The sequence below is a fragment of the Novosphingobium sp. SG754 genome (assembly GCF_013149315.1).
Taxonomy (GTDB): Bacteria; Pseudomonadota; Alphaproteobacteria; order Sphingomonadales; family Sphingomonadaceae; genus Novosphingobium; species Novosphingobium capsulatum.
In genome coordinates this window covers 148,520-168,626 of the sequence record NZ_JABGCC010000002.1, presented here as the reverse complement: position 1 = coordinate 168,626, position 20,107 = coordinate 148,520, and the positions used below count along the sequence as shown (strand labels likewise).

The 20,107-nt window shown below is 66.1% G+C and carries 14 protein-coding genes and 1 pseudogene; 8 read left to right on the top strand and 7 right to left on the bottom strand.

Annotated features, from left to right (window positions below):
- The first annotated feature begins 90 nt into the window (after nt 1-90).
- From FHW97_RS05355 to pncB, 3 genes are all read left to right on the top strand, one after another.
- Nucleotides 91-1,158: a PLP-dependent cysteine synthase family protein gene (locus FHW97_RS05355; RefSeq protein WP_216647666.1), complete on the top strand. Its 1,068-nt coding sequence runs from the start codon at nt 91-93 to the stop codon at nt 1,156-1,158.
- A gap of 85 nt (nt 1,159-1,243) precedes the next feature.
- Nucleotides 1,244-2,797 (top strand): aldehyde dehydrogenase (NADP(+)), encoded by a 1,554-nt coding sequence (locus tag FHW97_RS05350; RefSeq protein ID WP_171798304.1) that lies wholly within the window; start codon nt 1,244-1,246, stop codon nt 2,795-2,797.
- Between the two features lie 78 nt (nt 2,798-2,875).
- Nucleotides 2,876-4,180, top strand: coding sequence for a nicotinate phosphoribosyltransferase (gene pncB / locus FHW97_RS05345; protein ID WP_171798303.1), 1,305 nt, complete (start codon nt 2,876-2,878; stop codon nt 4,178-4,180).
- A gap of 124 nt (nt 4,181-4,304) precedes the next feature.
- Here the strand turns inward: pncB and FHW97_RS05340 are convergent, their stop codons facing one another.
- On the bottom strand, nt 4,305-5,699 hold the full coding sequence (locus FHW97_RS05340; protein WP_171798302.1) for a nicotinate phosphoribosyltransferase: 1,395 nt from the start codon (nt 5,697-5,699) through the stop codon (nt 4,305-4,307).
- Between the two features lie 148 nt (nt 5,700-5,847).
- On the opposite strand from FHW97_RS05340, the gene FHW97_RS05335 reads away from it, so the two are divergent.
- From FHW97_RS05335 to FHW97_RS22350, 3 genes and pseudogenes are all read left to right on the top strand, one after another.
- Nucleotides 5,848-6,369: a 2Fe-2S iron-sulfur cluster-binding protein gene (locus tag FHW97_RS05335; RefSeq protein WP_253941613.1), complete on the top strand. Its 522-nt coding sequence runs from the start codon at nt 5,848-5,850 to the stop codon at nt 6,367-6,369.
- Nucleotides 6,366-7,337 carry a xanthine dehydrogenase family protein subunit M gene (locus tag FHW97_RS05330; protein WP_171798301.1) on the top strand — a complete coding sequence of 324 codons (972 nt, stop codon included), beginning with the start codon at nt 6,366-6,368 and terminating at the stop codon, nt 7,335-7,337. The genes FHW97_RS05335 and FHW97_RS05330 overlap by 4 nt, the downstream gene beginning before the upstream one ends.
- 5 nt (nt 7,338-7,342) lie before the next feature.
- Nucleotides 7,343-8,464: pseudogene (locus FHW97_RS22350) on the top strand (xanthine dehydrogenase family protein molybdopterin-binding subunit); the annotation flags it as partial.
- Here FHW97_RS22350 and FHW97_RS22345 read toward each other — a convergent pair.
- Nucleotides 8,372-8,698: a hypothetical protein gene (locus FHW97_RS22345; protein WP_370525349.1), complete on the bottom strand. Its 327-nt coding sequence runs from the start codon at nt 8,696-8,698 to the stop codon at nt 8,372-8,374. The pseudogene FHW97_RS22350 and the gene FHW97_RS22345 overlap by 93 nt on opposite strands.
- Here FHW97_RS22345 and FHW97_RS22340 point away from each other — a divergent pair.
- Nucleotides 8,595-9,596, top strand: coding sequence for a molybdopterin cofactor-binding domain-containing protein (locus tag FHW97_RS22340; protein ID WP_370525346.1), 1,002 nt, complete (start codon nt 8,595-8,597; stop codon nt 9,594-9,596). The genes FHW97_RS22345 and FHW97_RS22340 overlap by 104 nt on opposite strands.
- A gap of 14 nt (nt 9,597-9,610) precedes the next feature.
- Nucleotides 9,611-10,708 carry a catalase family protein gene (locus FHW97_RS05320; protein ID WP_171798300.1) on the top strand — a complete coding sequence of 366 codons (1,098 nt, stop codon included), beginning with the start codon at nt 9,611-9,613 and terminating at the stop codon, nt 10,706-10,708.
- Nucleotides 10,709-10,729: 21 nt separating this feature from the next.
- Here FHW97_RS05320 and FHW97_RS05315 read toward each other — a convergent pair whose 3' ends face one another.
- The 5 genes from FHW97_RS05315 to FHW97_RS05295 all read right to left on the bottom strand — a co-directional run bounded on the left by FHW97_RS05315 (nt 10,730) and on the right by FHW97_RS05295 (nt 20,089).
- Nucleotides 10,730-13,009, bottom strand: coding sequence for an FdhF/YdeP family oxidoreductase (locus tag FHW97_RS05315; RefSeq protein ID WP_171798299.1), 2,280 nt, complete (start codon nt 13,007-13,009; stop codon nt 10,730-10,732).
- Between the two features lie 121 nt (nt 13,010-13,130).
- On the bottom strand, nt 13,131-15,275 hold the full coding sequence (locus tag FHW97_RS05310) for a catalase (RefSeq protein ID WP_171798298.1): 2,145 nt from the start codon (nt 15,273-15,275) through the stop codon (nt 13,131-13,133).
- Nucleotides 15,276-15,433: 158 nt separating this feature from the next.
- On the bottom strand, nt 15,434-15,646 hold the full coding sequence (locus FHW97_RS05305) for a hypothetical protein (RefSeq protein ID WP_062785763.1): 213 nt from the start codon (nt 15,644-15,646) through the stop codon (nt 15,434-15,436).
- Nucleotides 15,647-15,733: 87 nt separating this feature from the next.
- Complete coding sequence (locus FHW97_RS05300; RefSeq protein ID WP_169049089.1) at nt 15,734-16,348, bottom strand: hypothetical protein; 615 nt, start codon at nt 16,346-16,348, stop codon at nt 15,734-15,736.
- A 147-nt stretch (nt 16,349-16,495) separates the two neighbouring features.
- Nucleotides 16,496-20,089, bottom strand: coding sequence for an aminopeptidase (locus tag FHW97_RS05295; protein WP_171798297.1), 3,594 nt, complete (start codon nt 20,087-20,089; stop codon nt 16,496-16,498).
- Between the last annotated feature and the right edge of the window lie 18 nt (nt 20,090-20,107).

Below are 20,107 nucleotides of genomic sequence, written 5' to 3'. Positions count from 1 at the left end.
ACCCCCTGCCCTGTTCCCGCTGCTATGCTGCGCCCGGATATAGAGCAGGGGGTTTTTGCAATGCACGCACGGCAGATGGCATCGGTCGGAATGGACACGGCGCCGCGCCGCTGGGCCGATTGGGCCATCGCCCGGATCGAGGCGGACTATGCCCGCAGCGCCGATACCCACCTGATCCCGCTCGATCTGCCCGCGCTGCCCGGCGTTGCCATCTACCTCAAGGATGAAAGCAGCCACCCGACCGGCAGCCTCAAGCACCGGCTGGCGCGCTCGCTGTTCCTGCACGCGCTGTGCAGCGGCTGGATCAGCGAAGGCACGACCGTGGTGGAGGCCTCTTCCGGCTCCACCGCCGTATCCGAAGCCTATTTCGCGCGCATGCTGGGCCTGCCGTTCGTTGCAGTGATCCCCGCCACCACCGCCGCCGAGAAGATCGCCGCGATCGAGGCACTGGGCGGCCAGTGCCACAAGGTGGCCGACCCCACCGCCGTCTATGGCGAGGCGCAGCGCCTGGCCGATGAGCGCTGTGGCCATTACATGGACCAGTTCACCTTTGCCGAACGCGCGACGGACTGGCGCGGCAACAACAACATCGCCGAAAGCATCTTTGCCCAGATGCGCCGCGAGCCCGCGCCGATCCCCACCTGGATCGTCTGCGGCGCGGGCACGGGCGGCACCTCCGCCACATTGGGTCGCTTCGTGCGCTATCACCGCCATGCCACGCGCGTCTGCGTGGCCGATCCGGCCCATTCGGTATTTCACCGCCACTGGCACGATCGCGCGATCGTGCGCAAGGATGGCGCCTGCAGCGTGATCGAGGGGATTGGTCGCCCGCGCGTGGAACCCTCGTTCGTGCCCAATGTGATCGACCGGATGGAAGTGGTCGAAGACACCGCCTCGATCGCGGCGGCGCGTGCCCTGTCGCGCCATCTTGGCCGCCGCGTGGGCGGATCGACCGGCACCAACCTGATCGCCTGCGCGCGGCTGGCAAGCGAGATGGCCCGCGCCGGCCAGCAAGGCTCGATCGTCACGCTGCTGTGCGATTCCGGGGAGCGCTATGCCTCCACCTGCTTCAACGATGCCTGGCTGGCACAGCGCGGCCTGGATATCGCCGATGAAGAGGCACGGATCACGGCCTTTCTCACCCACGGGCAATATTGATGGTAGCGCAACCAAACTGAACACCCTATTTGCCTTGGCCAGACCGCGCGGCCTGCTGCGCACAACGGCAAAGGAACTTGCGCCCATGAACGGTGCCTATCTGATCGGCGGCGAAGACCGCACCAGCAGCGAAACCTTCACCGGCATGGCCGCCGCCACCGGCCAGTCGCTGGACGGCGATTTTGCCGTGACGCCGCTGGCCGACATCGCGCAGGCCTGTGCGCTGGCTGGCGCGGCGTTCGATGCCTATCGCGAAACCACGCCAGCCGCGCGCGCTGCATTCCTGGAAGCGATTGCCACCGCGCTGGAAGCCCGCGCCGAGGCAATCATCGCCCGCGCCATGCTGGAATCCGGGCTGCCGCAGGGCCGCCTGGCGGGTGAACTGGGCCGCACCACGGGCCAGCTGCGCCTGTTTGCCACGGTCGTGCGCGAAGGCACCTGGGCCGGCGCGATGATCGAGCCCGCCCTGCCCGATCGCCAGCCCCTGCCCCGCCCGGCGCTGGCCTCGCGCGCCATTGCGCTTGGCCCCGTGGCGGTGTTCGGCGCATCCAACTTCCCGCTGGCGTTCAGCGTTGCCGGTGGCGACACCGCCTCTGCCCTCGCCGCCGGCTGCCCGGTGGTGGTCAAGGCACACCCGGCCCACCCCGGCACCTCGCGCCTTGCGGGCGAAGCCATTGCCGAGGCGGTCGCCGCGTGCGGCCTGCCCGGTGGCGTGTTCAGCCTGGTCCAGGGGCCGGGCAACGACATCGGCACCGCGCTGGTGGCCGATCCGGCCATCAAGGCGGTGGGCTTTACCGGTTCGCGCCGGGGTGGCCTGGCGCTGATGGCCGTGGCCGCGGCGCGGCCCGAGCCGATCCCGGTCTATGCCGAAATGTCGTCGATCAATCCGGTGCTGCTGTTCCCCGCCGCGCTGGCCGCCCGCGCCGAAGACCTGGGCAAGGCCTATGTCGGCTCGCTCAGCCTGTTTGCCGGGCAGTTCTGCACCAATCCGGGCCTGGTCATCGCGCTCGACAGCGCCGATCTGGATCGCTTCCTCGCCTCGGCCGCGCAGGCCTTGGCCGGCGTTGCGCCGCAGGTCATGCTGACCGGCGCGATCGCGGCGGCCTATGCCAAGGGGATCGCCACGCTTTCCGGCAGCGAGGGCGTGACTGTGGTGGCCGCCGGCAGCGATGGCGACGCGCAACAGGGCGCCGCGCGCCTGCTTACCGTCGATGCTGCCCACCTGCTCGCCAATCCCGTGTTGACCGAGGAAGTGTTCGGCCCCTCCTCGCTGGTGGTCCGCGCGCAGAGCACCGATCAGATCGCCCAGCTGCTCGAAGCGCTGGAAGGTCAGCTGACCGCCACGCTGCACCTGGACGAGGCAGACTATGCCCTCGCCGCCCCGCTGGTGCCGGTGCTAGAACGCAAGGTTGGCCGCATCCTCGCCAATGGCTGGCCCACCGGCGTGGAAGTGAGCCGGACCATGGTCCATGGTGGTCCATTCCCCGCCACCAGCGACGGTCGCACCACCTCGGTTGGCGCCATGGCGATCCACCGCTTCCTGCGGCCCGTCTGCTACCAGGCGCTGCCCGATGCGCTGCTTCCCGCCGCGCTGCAGGCGGCCAACCCGCTGGGCCTGCCGCGCCAGACCTTTAGCTGACCACGTTCCGCGCCTGCCCGCACAGCATGGCGGGCAGGCGCATCTTCCCATGCGCCGCCAATGGCGTATGGACGGGGCATGACGTTTACCGACATTGCCCGGCGCACTTACGATCACAATTTCCGGCTCGATCCGATCGTGCGCAGCCTGCTCGATACCGATTTCTACAAGCTGCTGATGCTGCAGATGATCCGGCATGTGCACCCGGACGTGGCCACAACGTTTTCGCTGATCAACCGCACCACCAGCGTGCGCCTGGCCGATGTGATCGACGAGGCGGAACTGCGCGCGCAACTCGATCACGCGCGCACGGTGCGGTTCACCAAGAAAGAGCTGATCTGGCTGGCCGGCAACAGCTTCTATGGCCGCCAGCAGATGTTCGGCCCCGATTTCCTCGCGTGGCTGGCTGATTTCCGCCTGCCGGAATACGAATTGCGCCGGCACGACGGGCAGTTCGAACTGCATTTCGCCGGCCCTTGGACCCACACCACGATGTGGGAAATCCCGGCGCTGGCGATCATCAACGAACTGCGCTCGCGCGCGGCACTGCGCGACAAGGGCAAGTTCGCGCTCGATGTGACCTATGCCCGCGCCAAGGCCAAGCTGTGGAACAAGGTGGAGCGGCTGCGCACCCTGCCCGATCTGGTCCTTTCCGATTTCGGCACGCGGCGGCGCCATGGTTTCCTGTGGCAACGCTGGTGCGTCGAGGCGCTGAAAGAAGGCCTGGGCGAGCGCTTCATCGGCACGTCCAACGTTCTCCTGGCCATGGACGCCGATCTCGAAGCGATCGGCACCAATGCGCATGAACTGCCGATGGTTGCCGCGGCATTAGCGCAAAGCGACGCCGATCTCGCCCGCGCGCCCTATCGCGTGCTTGAAGAATGGCGCCAGCATTACAACGGCAACCTGCTGATCGCCCTGCCCGACGCCTTTGGCACCACAGCATTCCTGCGCCACGCGCCCGATTGGCTGGCCGGCTGGACCGGCTTTCGCCCCGACAGCGCGCCGCCCATTCCCGCCGGCGAGCAGATCATCGCCTGGTGGCAGGCGCATGGCGTCGATCCGCGCCAGCGCCTGCTGATCTTTTCCGACGGGATGGACGTGGATACGATCGAGCAGACCTATCGCCACTTCCACGGCCGCGTGCGGATGAGCTTTGGCTGGGGCACCAACCTCACCAACGATTTCCGCGGCTGCGCCCCCGATGGCGATACCGCGCTCGAACCAATCTCGTTGGTCTGCAAGGTCACCAGCGCCAATGGCCGCCCCGCGGTCAAACTATCGGACAACCCCGCCAAGGCCACCGGCGATCCAGCCGAAATCGCCCGCTATCTGCGCGTCTTCGGCACCGAAGGCTTCGCGCCGGCGCCGGTGAGCGTCTGAGCGGCGGGATAGGCGAACAGAACAGCTGGACCCCGGATCAAGTCCGGGGTGACGCGCCATATCAATGATTTATGCATTCAACGTCACCCCGGACTTGATCCGGGGTCCCGCTTTCTATCAGCGGCTACCCACCCACTCCTGCCTTGGCCCGCGCGCGCACGGCGTCGAATGTATGCCGCACCAGCATTTCGCCATTGCGCCACACCGGCACCATCAAGTCATCACCGGGCGCCACCTCATCGCGCCGCGCGGCGACCATGGCGCCATCGCGCAGCACCACGGCCTGGCGCCCGGCCTTGCTGGCCTTGCCCGGATCGGTGGCAGGATGCTTGAACACGTCATGCCACACGCCGTGCGCATCAAGCATGGCATTGGCTTTCATGGCAAAGCGCAGCGTATCGCGGTTGACCTTCTGCAACAGGCCGGCGCCCATGCCAAAGGCGATATTGTCGATGGCAAAGCCTGCCGCGATCAGCCGCTCGATCAACCGGCCGATGGTTTCGGCGGTCATGCCGTCGCCCTGGATCACCCGCACATGGGGGTCGAGCACGCGAAAGCCCTTGGCGTTGGTTGTGCCGCCAAAGGCATCCCATAGCTTGGCAATCGTGCGCAGCGGGGTTTCGATCGGATCGCCGCTGTCGGGGCGCACTACCAGCGTACCCTGGCGGGCCAGAACATGGTCGCGCAGCGTGCTGCCCCAGATGTCTTGCACTGCCGCGTCCAGGTCATAGCTGTCTGATACCACGGCAACCAGCCGCCCAGGGCCATCGAACGCATCGAGCATGGTGCGATAGGCGTCTGCCTCGCGCGCCTCGCCCCAGCTGGTCATCGTGCTGTGTTCGGCCGCCGGAATGGAAAATCCGGCCATGTCTGCCCCGTAATAGCGGCGCGCGGCCAGCAGCCCCTCCATCGTGTCGGTGCCCTGGAAGTTGACGAGGTGCGCGAGGCCGCCCAGCCCAGCACTTTCCCCGCTGCTCACCCCGCGCGCGCCAAAATCGTGGAGCTTGAACGGCAGTTGCCCGTCCACGTCCTCGCTCGTTTGCTCCAGCCCGGCGCGGATCACCTGGCGGCATTGCCAGCTCATTGTGGCAACCGTGCTGGGATACCACACCGCGCGCAACAGCGCGGTTTCGACAAAGGTGGTGAGCCACGGCATGCGCGGGTCGGTGTTTTCCACCTGCACCAGCGGCACACCCGCTGGCACCACGCTGCCTTCGGGCAAGGCGCGGATTTCCAGTGGCAGGTGGCCGCCGTGGTCATCCACGATCGCCTGCCAGCCGGCGCGGTTGAATGGCACGCCGTGCGCCATGCACACCGCCTCGGCCTCCTCGATATCCGCCCCGGTCACCGCGCAGCCCAGGTAATCGATCAGATAGGGTTGCAGCCCGAGGAACAGGACCACGTCACTCGCCCCGCCGGGCCGCGCCTCCACATAAGCGCTGATCACCCGCGCTTCGGGCGGATATTGGCGAAAGTGGCTGTGCTTGTAGCTGTCGGTGGCCAGGATCGGATTGGTCATGATGGGTATTTCCCTCACACGCCAGGCCACGCGCGGCAAGCCCTGCGCACGCGGCGGCCGCTGCCCTTTCTGCATGGTGCAGGATCGTTGCCGCCTGTTGCGCGTTCGAACCGCACATTCTCCCCCAAGACGAGGACCGCTTCCGGCCATGGCCCCCACTTTGCCAACCGCGCACGTCAACGGCCAGCCGCAGACGCTGCCCCAAGACCCCCGCCGCACTCTCCTCGATTGGCTGCGCCACGACTTGGGCCTGACCGGCACCAAGAAAGGCTGCGACCATGGCCAGTGCGGCGCCTGCACCGTGCTGGTCGATGGCAAGCGCATCAATTCCTGCCTCTCGCTGGCCGCGCTGCATGATGGCGACAGCATCGAAACGATCGAGGGCATCGGCACGCCCGACGCGCTTGCCCCGCTGCAGAAGGCGTTCGTATCGCATGATGGCTATCAGTGCGGCTATTGCACGCCCGGCCAGATCTGTTCGGCCAAAGCGCTGATGGCCGAACTGGCCCAGGGCTGGCCCAGCGCGGTCAGCGCCGATGTGGCCGCCCACCCCTTGCCCACCGCCGAAGAACTGCGCGAGCGGATGAGCGGCAACCTCTGCCGCTGCGGTGCCTATTCCAACATCATCGCCGCGCTGGAAGAAGTCATCGGGGCGGAGGCGCTGGCATGAAGCCCTTCACTCTCGATCATGCCGCAAACGCAGCGGCCGCGCTCAGCGCCATGGGCCAGGGCGCGACGGCGATTGCCGGCGGCACCAACCTGGTTGATCTGATGAAGCTGCAGGTGGCGACGCCCGAGCGCCTCGTCTCGATCCGCCGCACCGGGCTCGACAGCATTGTGCCCGATGGCACGGGCCTGCGCATCGGCGCGCTGGTCACCAACGCCGATTGTGCGGCAGACATGCGCGTGCGCCAGGATTGGCCACTGCTGGCCCAGGCGATCCTGGCCGGCGCCAGCCCGCAGCTGCGCAACCGCGCCACCACCGGCGGCAACCTGTGCCAGCGTACCCGCTGCGGCTATTTCTATGATAACACGCAGGCCTGCAACAAGCGCGCGCCCGGCAGCGGCTGCACCGCGCGCGACGGGTTCAACCGCATCCATGCCGTGCTCGGCACCAGCGATGCCTGCATCGCCACCTATCCCGGCGACATGGCCGTGGCCTTGCTCGCGCTCGATGCCGTGGTCCTGACCGAAGGTCCGTTCGGCCCGCGCCAGATTCCGCTGGCGATGTTCCACCGCGAGCCGGGCGATGACCCGACGCGCGACAACGTCTTGCAGCCCGGCGAGCTGATCACGGCGGTGCGCCTGCCCGCGCCGACCGGCGGAACCCAAGTCTATCGCAAGGTGCGCGACCGCGCATCCTATGCGTTTGCTCTGGTGTCCGTCGCAGCCGACGTGACCATGGACGAAGGCCGCATCGCGCGCTGTGCGCTGGCCTTTGGCAGCCTCGGAACCGTGCCGTGGCGCGACAGCGCCGTGGAAGCGGCGCTGGTAGGGGAAAAGCCCTCTCCCGCCCTGTTCGACCAGGCGGCCGAAATCCTGCTGCGCCAGGCGCGCGGGTTTGGCGCCAACGATTTCAAGATCCCCCTTGCCGCGCGGGCCCTGGCCGCGACGCTGGCCCAAGCGACGAAGGGTTGAACACCATGCACCTCCCCCTGTCAGACATGTATAACCAGCCCGACGAACGCAACCTGCTCGACCATATGCGTCAAGGCGTGATCGGCCAGCCGCTCGATCGCCCCGAAGGGCCGCTCAAGGTCAGCGGCACGGCGACCTATGCCGCCGAATGGCGCATCGATGGCTGCGTCGAAGGCGTGCTGGTGCTGGCCAGCATTTCCCAGGGCCAGGTCAGCAAGATCGACCGCGACGAGGTGCTGTCGCGCGACGGCGTGATCGCGGTAATCGCCGATCCGGCGATGACGCGGCGCCCGGCGCAGGGCATGGCGGCCAAGGCGCCGCAGCAGGATGCGGCGAAAGTGGAATATTTTGGCCAGCCCGTGGCGCTGGTGGTGGCGCAAACCTTTGAGCAGGCGCGCGACGCTGCCCTGGCCCTGCCGATCGACTATACCGACGCCGACGGCGATCCCGTGCCGTTCGATCCGGCCGCGCCGGGTGTGAAGGTGGAAGCGCCATCCAGCAGCAAGCCGGTTGAGGGCGGTGACCTTGACCAGGCGATGCGCGACGCGGCCTTTTCCGTCGACGTGGAATACGACACCCCCGGCCACGCCAGCGCCGCGATGGAGCCCCACGCCACGATCGCGCAATGGCAGGGCGACAGCCTGATCCTGCACGGCAGCTATCAGATGCTGTCCTACAACGTGAAGGAAATTGCCGACTGCCTGGGCCTCTCGGCCGACAAGGTGCGGATCATCGCACCCTATGTTGGTGGCGGTTTCGGCTCCAAGCTGGGCATCACCCATGAAGCGGTCGCGGCTGCAATCGCCGCGCGTGAATTGGGCCGCCCGGTGCGCGTGGTGATGAGCCGGCAACAGGTGTTCCAGACCGTGATGCGCCGCTCCGAAACGCGGCAGCGTGTGCGCCTGGCGGCCGATCCCGCCGGCCGGTTGATCGGCCTGGGGCATGAAGCACTGGTATCCAACCTGCCCGGGGAAAAGTTTGCCGAGCCGGTCACCCAGGCAACCGAGTTCCTCTACGGCGGCGAAAACCGCCTGCTAAAGGTGGAAGTGGCGCGGATCAGTCGCATGACCGCCGGATCGGTGCGCGCGCCGGGTGAAGCGGTGGGCATGCAAGTGCTCGAAGCGGCGATGGACGAACTGGCCGAGAAGATCGGCATCGATCCGATCGAACTGCGCAAGCGCAATCTGCCGGCCGAAGTTCCGGTGGCCGGCACGCCCTATTCGTCGCGCATGTTGACACAGGCGCTGGAACAGGGGGCTGAAGCGTTCGGGTGGAGCGCGCGCCAGGGACCGTCCCTGCCAGACGCGGGACGGCGATTGGTGGATCGGCATGGGCGTGGCGAGCGCCGCGCGCGTCAACATGATGGTGCCGGCCAAGGCACAAGTCACGCTCAAGGCAGACGGCAGCGCGGTGGTGGAATCCGACCAGACCGATATCGGCACCGGTTCCTATGCCATCCTCGGCCAGATCGCCGGCGAAATGCTGGGCCTGCCGATGGCGCGTGTCGACGTGAAGCTGGGCGACACCGTCCACCCGGCTGGTGCCGGTTCGGGCGGGAGCTTCGGCGCCATCTCCACCGGATCTGCCGTGATGTATGCCTGCGAGGCGATCCGCGCCAAGCTGGCCAAGGCGCTGGGTTGCGACGCCGATGCACTGGTTCTGAAAGACGGCATGGCCAGCGGCGGCAACGCGCCGGCACGCCCGCTGCGCGATCTGCTGAACGGCGAAGACATCGCGGAAACCGGCACGATCAAGCCGGGCAAGACGGCCAAGTCATTCTCGCAGGCCAGCTATGGCGCGTTTTTTGCCGAGGTGGCGGTCCATGCGTTCACCGGCGAGGTACGCGTGCGGCGGATGACCGGCGCGTTTGGCTTTGGCCGCGTGCTCAATGCCAAGACCGCGCGCTCGCAATGCCTGGGTGGCATGGTCTGGGGCATCGGCAGCGCGCTGACAGAGGAGCTGGCGTTCGATACCCGCGACGGGCACCTCGTCAACCATGACCTGGCCGAATATCACGTGCCGGTGCATGCCGACGTGCCGGCGATCGAGGTGATCCTGCTGGAAGAACGCGATGCCGCAGCCAGCCCGCTCCAGGCCAAGGGCGTGGGCGAATTGGGCATTTGCGGCGCAGCCGGCGCCATTGCCAACGCGGTTTACAACGCCTGCGGCGTGCGCGTGCGCAGCTTCCCGCTCACGCTCGACAAGATCCTGCCCGCCCTGCCCGATCCGTTCGCTTCCGGCGCAGACACTGCGCTTTGAAAGGAATACCGTCGATGACCAATCCCCCCATCGCCTACTCTGCTGACCTCGAACAGATCGAAGACAACGAAGCGGAAACCGACGCCTCGTTGGAAAAGTCGTTCGATCATATCCTCGAAACCACGGCGCAGGACTATGGCCGGCCGGTGCGCGCGGTTCATGCCAAGGCGCACGGCCTGTTTGAAGGCACGTTCACCGTCGATGCCAACCTGCCGCCCGAGCTTGCCCAGGGGCTGTTTGCCCAGGCGGGCCGTTATGACGCGGCGCTGCGCATCTCCACCAATCCGGGTGATATCCTGGATGACAATGTCGTGCTGCCCCGTGGGCTTGCATTGAAGGTTACCGGGGCGCCGGGTGAATATCTCGGCACTGCCGAGGATGACGCGCAGGATTTCCTGTTCGTCAACAGCCCGGTATTTGCGACCGCGCGGGCCGATCAGTTTGCCGGCAAGCTCAAGCTGCTGGCCGCCACAACTGATCGCGCGCCTGGTGCCAAGGTGGCGCTGTCAACGGTGCTGGGCTTCATCAACAGTGCGCTGGGCAAGGTTGGCCTGGAATCAAGCGCCCTTGCCGCCATGGGTGGCGCGCCGCAGGTTCATCCGCTGGGCGAAACCTATTTCTCCACCACCCCGTTCCGCTATGGCGATCATGTTGCCAAGTTCCGCCTGCGCCCGCTCTCGCCCGCGCTCACTGCGCTGTCCGGCAAAGTGATCGACACCAGCGGCCGCCCCGATGGGCTGCGCGAAACCATCCGCGAAGACGCCGCGAACCTGATCGGGGAATGGGCGTTCGAAGTGCAGTTGCTGCGCGACCTCGATCGCCAGCCGGTGGAAGATGCCAGCGTGGAATGGCCCGAAGAGGTCTCGCCTTTCGTCCAGGTGGCAACGCTGCGGGTGGAGCCACAAGACAGCTGGAGCGCCGACAAGGTGCAGCGGATCGATGAAACCCTGCACTTTTCGCCGTGGAACGGGTTGGAGGCGCACCGTCCGCTCGGCGGCATCAACCGCGCCCGCCGGCGCGCCTATCGGCATTCGGCCGATTTCCGCGTGGCAGCACAGCAAGGCTGCCCCGTGGCGCATGCTCAGGGGCCGGCATCGCAACCGGCCGCCTGACGGCGGCCGGAATGCGGCCGGTCAGGCCTCGATCCTGACCGGCACGCCCTTGGACGCCGGCGTGTCTGACAGCTTTTCGCGCAGCGACAGCGGCACCAGGGCATTGAGTTCGGGGAAATAGCCGGCCACGGTGCCAGCGGGCAGATCATAAGGCACCACCTTGAGCCCGCCCACCGCACGGCGCGTGGCCGGATCGGCGGCCGTCACCAGGGTGATGCGCTGCCCTTCTGCCAGGCCCAGCCGGGCGATTTCCTGCGGCGCCATCAACGCGATCGTGCGCTCTCCCGAAAGACCGCGCAGCCGGTCGTTCATGCCATAGACCGTGGTGTTGAACTGGTCGTTCGACCGCAGCGTGACCAGGCGCAGCGTATCGTCTGCCTCATCCTGCGGGCCGGCGTTGAGTACGCTGGGGTCGGTAAACTCGGCCCGCCCGCTTTGGGTATGCCAGACCCGGCGGCGGGCATCGTTGCCGCGGAAAAACCCGCCGGGCTGATGCATGCGCCGGTCCATGTCGAAGAACTCCTTGGGATAGGTCTGCGCGATCAGATCGCGAATGCGCGCATAATCGCCGCGCCATGCGTCCCACTGCCAGCGCGGGTTTTCCGGCAGGCTGGCCTTGGCCAGTTCGCAGATGATCGCCGTCTCGCTCAGCAGGTGCTCGCTCGCCGGCTTGCGTTTGCCCATCGAGCTATAGATGTGGCTGAAGCTGTCCTCGATGCTGACGAACTGGTTGCCGCTGTCCTGGATATCCTCTTCCGAGCGGACCAGGCAGGGCAGGATCCAGCTTTCCTTGCCCGGCAACAGATGCGTGTGGTTGAGCCGGGTGGCGATGTGCACCGTCAGGTCCATCTCGCGCCACGCGGCGTGGATCTGGCCGTGGTCCGGCACGGCCATGGCCAGATTGCCGCCCAGCCCCACATAGGCGCGGTTCTTGCCGGTCTGCAGCGCTTCCAGGAACTTGGCCGTGTTGTGCCCATCCTCTGGCGGTGTTTCCAGCCCCAGCACGGTGCGATAGGTTTCCACCGGCGCCAGCGCCACCTTTTCGGTAATGCCCACGGTGCGCTGGCCCTGCACGTTGGAATGGCCGCGAATGGGCGAACAGCCGGCACCGGGACGGCCGATATTGCCGCGCAGCAGCAGCAGGTTGACCAGCATGCCGATCGCTTCGCTGCCGTGCACCTGCTGGGTCAGCCCCATGCCATAGATGCCGATCACCGCCTTGGCATCGGCATAGACATCGCCAGCTGCTTCCATCTCGGCGCGGGTCACGCCGCTCGCCACCTCCAGCGCGTCCCAGCCGGTAGCATCCAGCTTGGCCCGGAAAGCCTCGAAACCATGGCAATGTGCGTCGATAAACCCTTGATCGAGCAAACCCGCTTCCCGCTCGGCACGCGCCAGCACATGCTTGCACACGCCCATCAGCGCGGCGATATCGCCGCCAGGGCGCACCTGCAGGTAAAGATGGCTCAGCCGCGTCGCGTTGCCCGTCAGCATGTCCAGCGGGCTTTGCGGATTGACGAATTCGACCAGCCCCGCTTCCTTGAGCGGGTTGAACGTCACGATCTTGCAGCCGCGTTTCACCGCCTGTTGCAGCGGGTGGAGGATGCGCGGCGAATTGGTCCCCGGGTTCTGGCCCAGATAAAAGATCGCGTCGCACTGCTCCAGGTCTTCCAGCTGGCAGGTGCCAACCGGTGAGCCAATCACCTTCTTGAGGCCGACCGACGTGGTCTCGTGGCACATGTTCGAACTGTCGGGCAGGTTGTTGTGCCCCAGCATGCGCGCGAATGCGGCATAGAGATAGCTCGGCTCAAGCGCCGCCTTGCCGCTGGCGTAGAACGTCATAGCCGCAGGATCGATCTGGCGCAGCCGCGCGCCGATAGCCGCAAAGGCCTCGTCCCAACTGGCGCGCAGGTAGCGGTCGCTCGCAGGGTCATAGCGCAGCGGCTCGGTCAGGCGGCCTTCGCGTTCAAGTTCATTGGCGCTCAGTCCCCACAGCGAACGGACGGTGTGCTGTGCAAAGAATTCTGGCGTGCAGCGCGCGCTGGTCAAGTCCCACAGTGTCGCCTTGGCGCCGTTTTCGCAGAACTCGAACTTGGCCGGCGTCGGTGGCTTGATCCACGCGCACGAGGTGCAGGCCGTGCCATCCGGCTTGTTGAGATGCGCCAGTGTTTCCAGCGCGCCGGGGCCGGCGCGCTGCGACAGTTCGGTGGCGGCAATCCCTTCCAGCGATCCCCATCCCCCGGCCGCTTCGGGCACCTCAATCGCTTGTGCCTTGGCTTCCGGGGTCTGGGGCTCGGTCATGATAGGCTCATCCTGTCTCAAGGGTCGGCGGCACAAAGAAAATTCAATGGATCACAACGGCCATCACCCCGGATTTGATCCGGGGTGATGGTAACGTTTCACTCTTTTACCGCTTACGGGATCACGCCAGGGCGCGGACCTTTGGCTCGCGGGCAAAATGCCGCACCGGGCCAACCGACATCAGGTCGGCATTGGGCACCACGCCATCGTCCTTTTCAACGCCGGCCTTGTCCAGGATCACCTGGGTGCCGGGGCAATGGGCAATCGTCTTGCAATGGCCATAGGCGTCCATGAACCATTGCACCGCTGCGCCTTGGCGGGCCAGTTCGGCTGCCGCTTCGGGCATCAGGACCGAGGCGACCGCATCGAACATGACCGAGGGCGAACCATCAAGCTGCCCATCGGCCTTGAGCGTGCCGCCCTTGACGGCAATGCCACCCACCTTCGGCGCCACCAGGAATACCGATCCGCCGGCACCCTCGATGTCTTTCTTGAGCGTGTCGATCGCCGCCTTGTCCGATCCTTCCGCAAACAGGATGCCCACCTTGCGGCCTTCAAAGGTCTTGCGCGCCTGCTTTTGGATCGACAGCGCGTCTGACGGCTTCATCGCCGTCGGCGCACGCGCGGCGGGTGCCTTTTCCGGCAGGTCCATCGCCAAGCCCTCGGCCACGCGGCTGGCCAGTTCCTCGTCCACATTGCGCAGGCGCGACAGCACACGCGTGCGGATATGCTCCAGGCTTACCTTCGACAGTTCGAACACCAGGGCAGAGGCGATATGCGCCTGCTCGCTTTCGGTCTGCGAATGGAAGAACAGCGCAGCCTGGCTATAGTGATCGGCGAAAAGCTCGGGCCGCACGCGCAGCTTTTCGGTGGGATCGTTGCGCTCGCCGTTTTCCCGGAACGAGGTGAACCCGCTATCGGGATCGGCGCGTGGCCCGCTGGCTTCGCCCGCTTCATTCAGCGAGTTCGGCTCGTAATTGGCGCGGCCGGTGGGCACCAGCGTCTGCATCAGGCCATCGCGCTGCATGTTGTGGAACGGGCATTTGGGCGCGTTGATTGGGATCTGGTGGAAATTGGTCGTGCCCAGGCGCGATTTTTGGGTGTCGAGGTAGGAAAACAGGCGGCCCTGAAGCAGCGGATCGTTGGAAAAATCGATGCCGGGCAAAACGTTGGTGGGTAGGAAGGCCACCTGCTCAGTCTCGGCAAAGAAATTGTCGACATTGCGGTTCAGGGTCATGCGCCCGACGATTTCCACCGGCACGTCTTCCTCGGGCACCAGCTTGGTCGCGTCTAGCACGTCATAGGGCTGCTTGGCCGCCCATTCCTCGTCGAACACCTGCACGCCCAGATCCCAAGCGGGATAGGCGCCGCTGTCGATCGCTTCATAGAGGTCACGGCGGTGGAAATCGGGGTCGGCACCGGCGATCTTCACGGCTTCGTCCCAGATCAGCGACTCCAGGCCCTGCACCGGCTTCCAGTGGAACTTGACGAAGCGGCCCTTGCCCTTGGCATCAACCAGGCGGAAGGTGTGGACGCCGAACCCTTCCATCGTGCGCAGTGTGCGCGGAATGGCGCGATCGCTCATCGCCCACATGATCATGTGCATGGATTCCGGCATCAGGCTGACGAAATCCCAGAACGTGTCATGCGCGCTCGCCGCCTGGGGATAGCCGCGATCGGCCTCCATCTTCACCGAGTGGATCAGGTCGGGAAACTTGATCGCATCCTGGATGAAGAACACCGGGATGTTGTTGCCAACCAGATCCCAGTTGCCTTCGTCGGTGTAGAACTTGACGGCAAAGCCGCGCACGTCGCGCGGGGTATCGACCGAGCCGGCCCCGCCCGCGACGGTCGAAAACCGCACGAACACCGGGCAGGTCTTGCCCTTTTCCTGGAACAGGCCGGCCTTGGTCAATTCGGGGATGGCGCGGGTCACTTCGAACACGCCGTGTGCGCCAGAGCCGCGCGCGTGAACGATCCGCTCGGGGATGCGCTCGTGATCGAAGTGGAAGATCTTTTCGCGCAGGATGAAGTCTTCCAGCAGCGCCGGGCCGCGCGCACCGGCCTTGAGGCTGTTCTGGTTGTCGGCCAGGCGATGGCCGAAATTGTCGGTCAGATAGCCATCGGCCGGGGCACCCGTCGCTGCATCCTGATGGGTTTCCCCGCCGCTGCCGGCGCGGGTTTCGTATCCTGCGTTTCCGGCGCCGGGCTGATGATCATGCAGCGCATTGCTCTGCGCGGGCGAAGACTTGGGGGGCTTGGTCATGGTCATAGTCCTTTTACCGGCGGCAGGCGCGCGCGGTCGCCCGGACAAAGCATCAAAAGGCTTCGCCCGGCAGCATACGCCAAAAATGAAACGGGTGCGTTCAATTAAAGCGAAACCCCCGTTCCGATGCCGGAACGGGGGTTTGTTTGGGTATCACATTAAACGGCGGGAGCGCGGCGCGCCTGGCGCTTGGCCATGTAGCGCTTGGCCAGCAGACCACCGGTTGCTGCCGCCACAAAGCCCACGGGGCCCAGGCGGCGCAGCACGGTAGCGGCAGCCACGCCAATCAGCGCGCCGCTGCCTTCGCTCATCCCGGCGGTGCGCTCTGCAATCTTCTTGCCGACCACGGCGGAAACGATCTTGCCAATCACGGGGCGCCCTTTCGATCTGGGGAAATTCAAGGGCTTTAACGCCTGCGTGCGGCCATCGTTCCACGCCGTGCGCCGGTTGGCAGCAGATCAGACCTTCTGGCCGACACCGGGCGCGGGAACGGCCGGTGCCTCTGCCTTGGCGGGAATCGCCTGGCTATTGGGCTTGACCGCGCTGCAGCTGTCGGACGCCGCCTGGGTTACGCGCGGGGCCGCCTGCGCGCCGCCTTCAGAGCTGTACGATACCGTGCGGGTGCAGCCCGAAGCGTCGGTCGTGCTCGACACATAGGTCATGTGCACACCCTTGGGCAGGTTGGTCATGCCCGCGACCGTCATGCCCGGCATGCCGTCTGCCGGCGCGGCAGTGCCCTGGGCCATGGCAGCGCGCTGCATCAGCGCGGCTTGCTGCATCATCGCGGCGGCCTGCTGATCGAGCATCGCCGAAACCAGCGCCATGTGGGCAAAGGGATCAGCCGCCATCAAGGCCTGCTCGTCGGCCGCCGGATCAACGCCAGCGTCCATCGCGGCCACCGGCTGGATCGCGATGCGCGGCGCGACAGCGCCGTGGTACTGTACCTGCGCCACCGTGCCATCGGGCAGGTTCACCAGCATCGTGTGCAGATCATTGGTTGCAGCCTGGGCCGCGCAGGCGCCAGCTACGCTCAAGGCTGCGGCACCGATCACAAACTTGGGAAATCCTGGCATGGATATCGCTCCTTGTGCTTGTTTGCGCGGGAAATCTCCGCAATCGGGCTGAACGCGCGATGAAGCAGCAAAGGCGATGCGATGGGCTGTGAAGCAGTGGCGCCCCACGCCACGCCAGCAAGCGCGGCATGGGGCGACAGGTGATCATCAGCCGCCCGTGACGGCGATGACATTGTCATCGCTCTTGCGGTCGATGAACGTGTTGTAGGGATCAACCCCGGCATAGGCCGGCTTGCGGCGGCTGGTCAGCACAATCCTGCTGGTGCCGTCGTGCAGGCGATGCCGCTCCATGGTGATGACATCGGCCTTGCCAAAGGCGCCCTCGCCCGGCTGCGCGGTGAACAGGCCAATGTCGACATCCTGATCGAGTGGCACAGGGGTGCTGGTGCCCTTGCCATCGTCGCGTGCCATGCTGGCGCTGAGCGTCAGCGTAGTCTGCCAGGTGCCATCGGCGCGGCGCTGGGTTTTCGCGCTGTCCGCCTTGAAATCCCACACCGTGATGGTTTCCAGAAGATCACGCACCAGCGCATGTTCCTGCGGCGTCCGCGCCAGCGCGTGGAAGCCGCGCACCAGATCCATCGAGGTGGAATAAGGCGGCCCCTGAAAGCGATAGCGCGCCAATATCTGGCGCAGCATGGCATTGACCCGCGCCTCGCCGAGGCGATCCTGCAGCAGGTAGAGCGCGACCGCGCCCTTGCGATAGTGGATATAGGGCTGGTCTTCCACGCGGGCCAGCGGCACTTCCTCCACCGCTTCCCGTCCGCGCGAGGAAAGGTAGCGATCGAGTTCATAGCGCAGGAAGCGGCGGATCTTGTCCGGCCCGTAAAGCTGCTTCATCACCATCAGCGCCGAATATTGCGCCAGCGTTTCGACCATCATCGTGCCGCCCTGCATTTCCGCGCTGATTTCCTGGTGGGCCCAGTACTGATGCGACAACTCGTGCGCGGCGACATAGGTGGCGTAGTCGATCTTGTCGGGATCGCTGAAATCACCCAGGAACCCGATCGATTCCGAAAACGGCATCGTGCCGGCAAAGGCCTGGGCAAAGCTGGCATAGCCGGGGAATTCAACAATGCGGGCATAATCGAACTGATAAGGCCCGAAATTGCGGCGATAATAGCCCAGCGCCACGCGCGCGGCGCGCTGCAGGCGGGCGACGTTGTAGGCGTGGTGCGGGTCATAATAGATCGAGACCTGCACGCCATCGGCGTCGCGCGTATCGATCGCATAGCGGGCCGACTGGATCGACCAGAAGTTGAGGATGGGCACACGCGAGACAAAGCGCGCGGTGCGCTGCCCGCCCGCCACCGCATCGGCCACCTTGTCGCCCGGCGCCAGCGGCACCTGGTCGGCGGCGGTGGTCACGGTGATGTCGCTCGTCACCCAGCTGGCGTTGGCGATGTAGTTGAACCGCCGCGCGCCCTGGTCTTCCAGCTTGGGCATGCGGTGCTCTGCCGGCAGCCCGTGTTCGCGGCGCTTGACCGGATCGCTCAACATGGCCGCGCGCTGGATGCCGATCGTGGGCGCGATCTCGCTGGAATCGAGGAACGTGCCATTGGCCAGCAGGCGCGTGTCATCGCCCAGCGGGTTGATACCCTGCTGCCAGCGCCGCACGCGGAAATGCAGCCGCGTGGTGGCGCCCGGCGCCAGCGGGTGATCGAACGTGAAGAAGCGCACCTGGCGCCGATCATCGTCATGGCTTACCCGCGCGCCATCGATCGTCAGCGCCAGGACATCGCGATCGTGCTGCGGCAGCATCAGGTGCACGGTGGACAGCGGCGCGCCGGTGCTGTTGACCAGGTCATAGGTGCCCTCTGCATCCATCCGCGGCGTGGCCGGATCGATGCGGACCTTGAGCGCGATATGCGTGACGCTCGGCTCGGGCGCATATTCATAGCGGGCATAGAGCTTTTCGAGGTTGGCCGCGTCGATCTCTTGCTGCGCGCCATTCTCGTAATGGTTGCGCACGTCCATCTGATAATAGAGCCAGGCGCCGGTTGCCGCCATGCCGGCCAGCGCGGCCAGGATCAGGCCGCCGGCCGGGCTGCGCAGCCGGCGCAGCGCCTGGCGGCTGCGCGCACCGACGCCATCGTTGGCGCCACGCGGCCACAGCAGATGCGCCGCCGCCATCAGCGCCACCAGCAGCAGCCCCGAATAGAGCCGCAGCCACCAGTTGGTGGCCCAGCCCACCCGCGCGCCGTTGATGTCGGTCAGCGGATTGGGCACGCTCGAGGCATATTGGTAGAGCGGGTGGTCCCAATGCATCGCCGAGGCGACGATGCCGAACACGAACCACACCAGCAGCAAGCCCCAACCGACATACTTGCTGGGCGAAACCACCTGAAGGAACACGGCCAGGCCGGCCAGCAACACCATGTCGGCCGTGGTCGGCACCAAGTACCACCACAGATATTGCCCCAGCGCGATCGCGGTAAAGCCATTGGCCAGTTGCACGCCAATGCCCACCAGCGTGCCCAGCGCCACGGTGATGAACAGCACCAGCACCAGCGCCAGCACCTTGGGTAGCAACAAGGCCCAGCTGGGCAAGGCGCTGGCATCGATGATCGCGCTGATCCGCCGCTCACGATCGCGCCAGACCAGTTCGCCGGCATAGAACCCGGCGATCACGATCGGCCCCAGCGTGAACGCGCTGCGCAGCGCCATGATCTGCAGGAACGTGGCAGGATAGCTCTTGCTGCCATACATGCTGTCGCTGAAGCTCAAGGCCGCCAGCGCGTTGATCGCGCCCACGGCCACGAGCACCAGGAATGCCGGGCTGCGCAGGATCATCCGCGCCTCGAACGTGATGCGCGCGATCAGGCGCGTCCATTGCGCGCGGGCCTGGTCAGGATCGGGCAGCCGGCTGACCCGGCTGGGCGTGGCAGAAGCCAGCTTGCGCGCGCGCCGTGCCTCGCGCCGCAACTGGCGCTTGCTCGCCGCCGGGGTGGCAAAGCTGAACCGCCACCATGCCAGCGCCAGCGCTGCAACGGTGACGGCCAGCCAAATGGCGCGGTTTTCCAGCATGACCGCGGAAAACGGAAAAGGCTGCGCGTTGATTTCCGCCAGCGTCCAATAGCGGGTTTCGAGCGCGATGCCGACAACGCCGAACGGATCGGTGAGCGCCGCCAGCGTACGCAGATCGGGATGGCTGGCCAGGATGCCGCGCGTCACGCCCCAGATCAGCAGGCTGGCCACCACCGCCACATAAGTCGCCATCATCGAGCGGGTAAGCGTAGCCACGGCAAAGAAAAACGCCGCGCTCCACAGCAAGGTGGGCATCGCCACCAGCACGAAGGGGCGCAGATAGGCGTCGAGCCGGTTGGGCCCGATCGTTTCGGGATCGAGCCAGGGCATCAGCGACCCGACGAAGCTGCCCAGCGGCACCGCGGCAAAGACCAGCAGCGAGACGAGATAGGCCCCGGCAAAGCGGCCGAACAGGTAATCGCCCTTGCGCACCGAGGTTGCCCGCACCAGCGGGCCAAAGCCGCTGTCATCATCGCGCACGATCACGTTGGCGACGAATGCCGTGGTGGAAAACAGCGCAAAGATGGTCATCACACCCTGGGTCATCGCCAGGGACAGCGTGCCGTTTTGCCAGGCATTGTCGGGCGTGCCACCGATCGAGATCTGGCTCGAGGCCATGGCGCCAAACGAGAGGAGGAAGAACAGCGCGAACACCACCCAGAATACCGGGCTGCGCAACTGATAGCGGATTTCGAACGCGGCGATGCGGCCAAGCATGTCTGTGCCCCCTTGCCC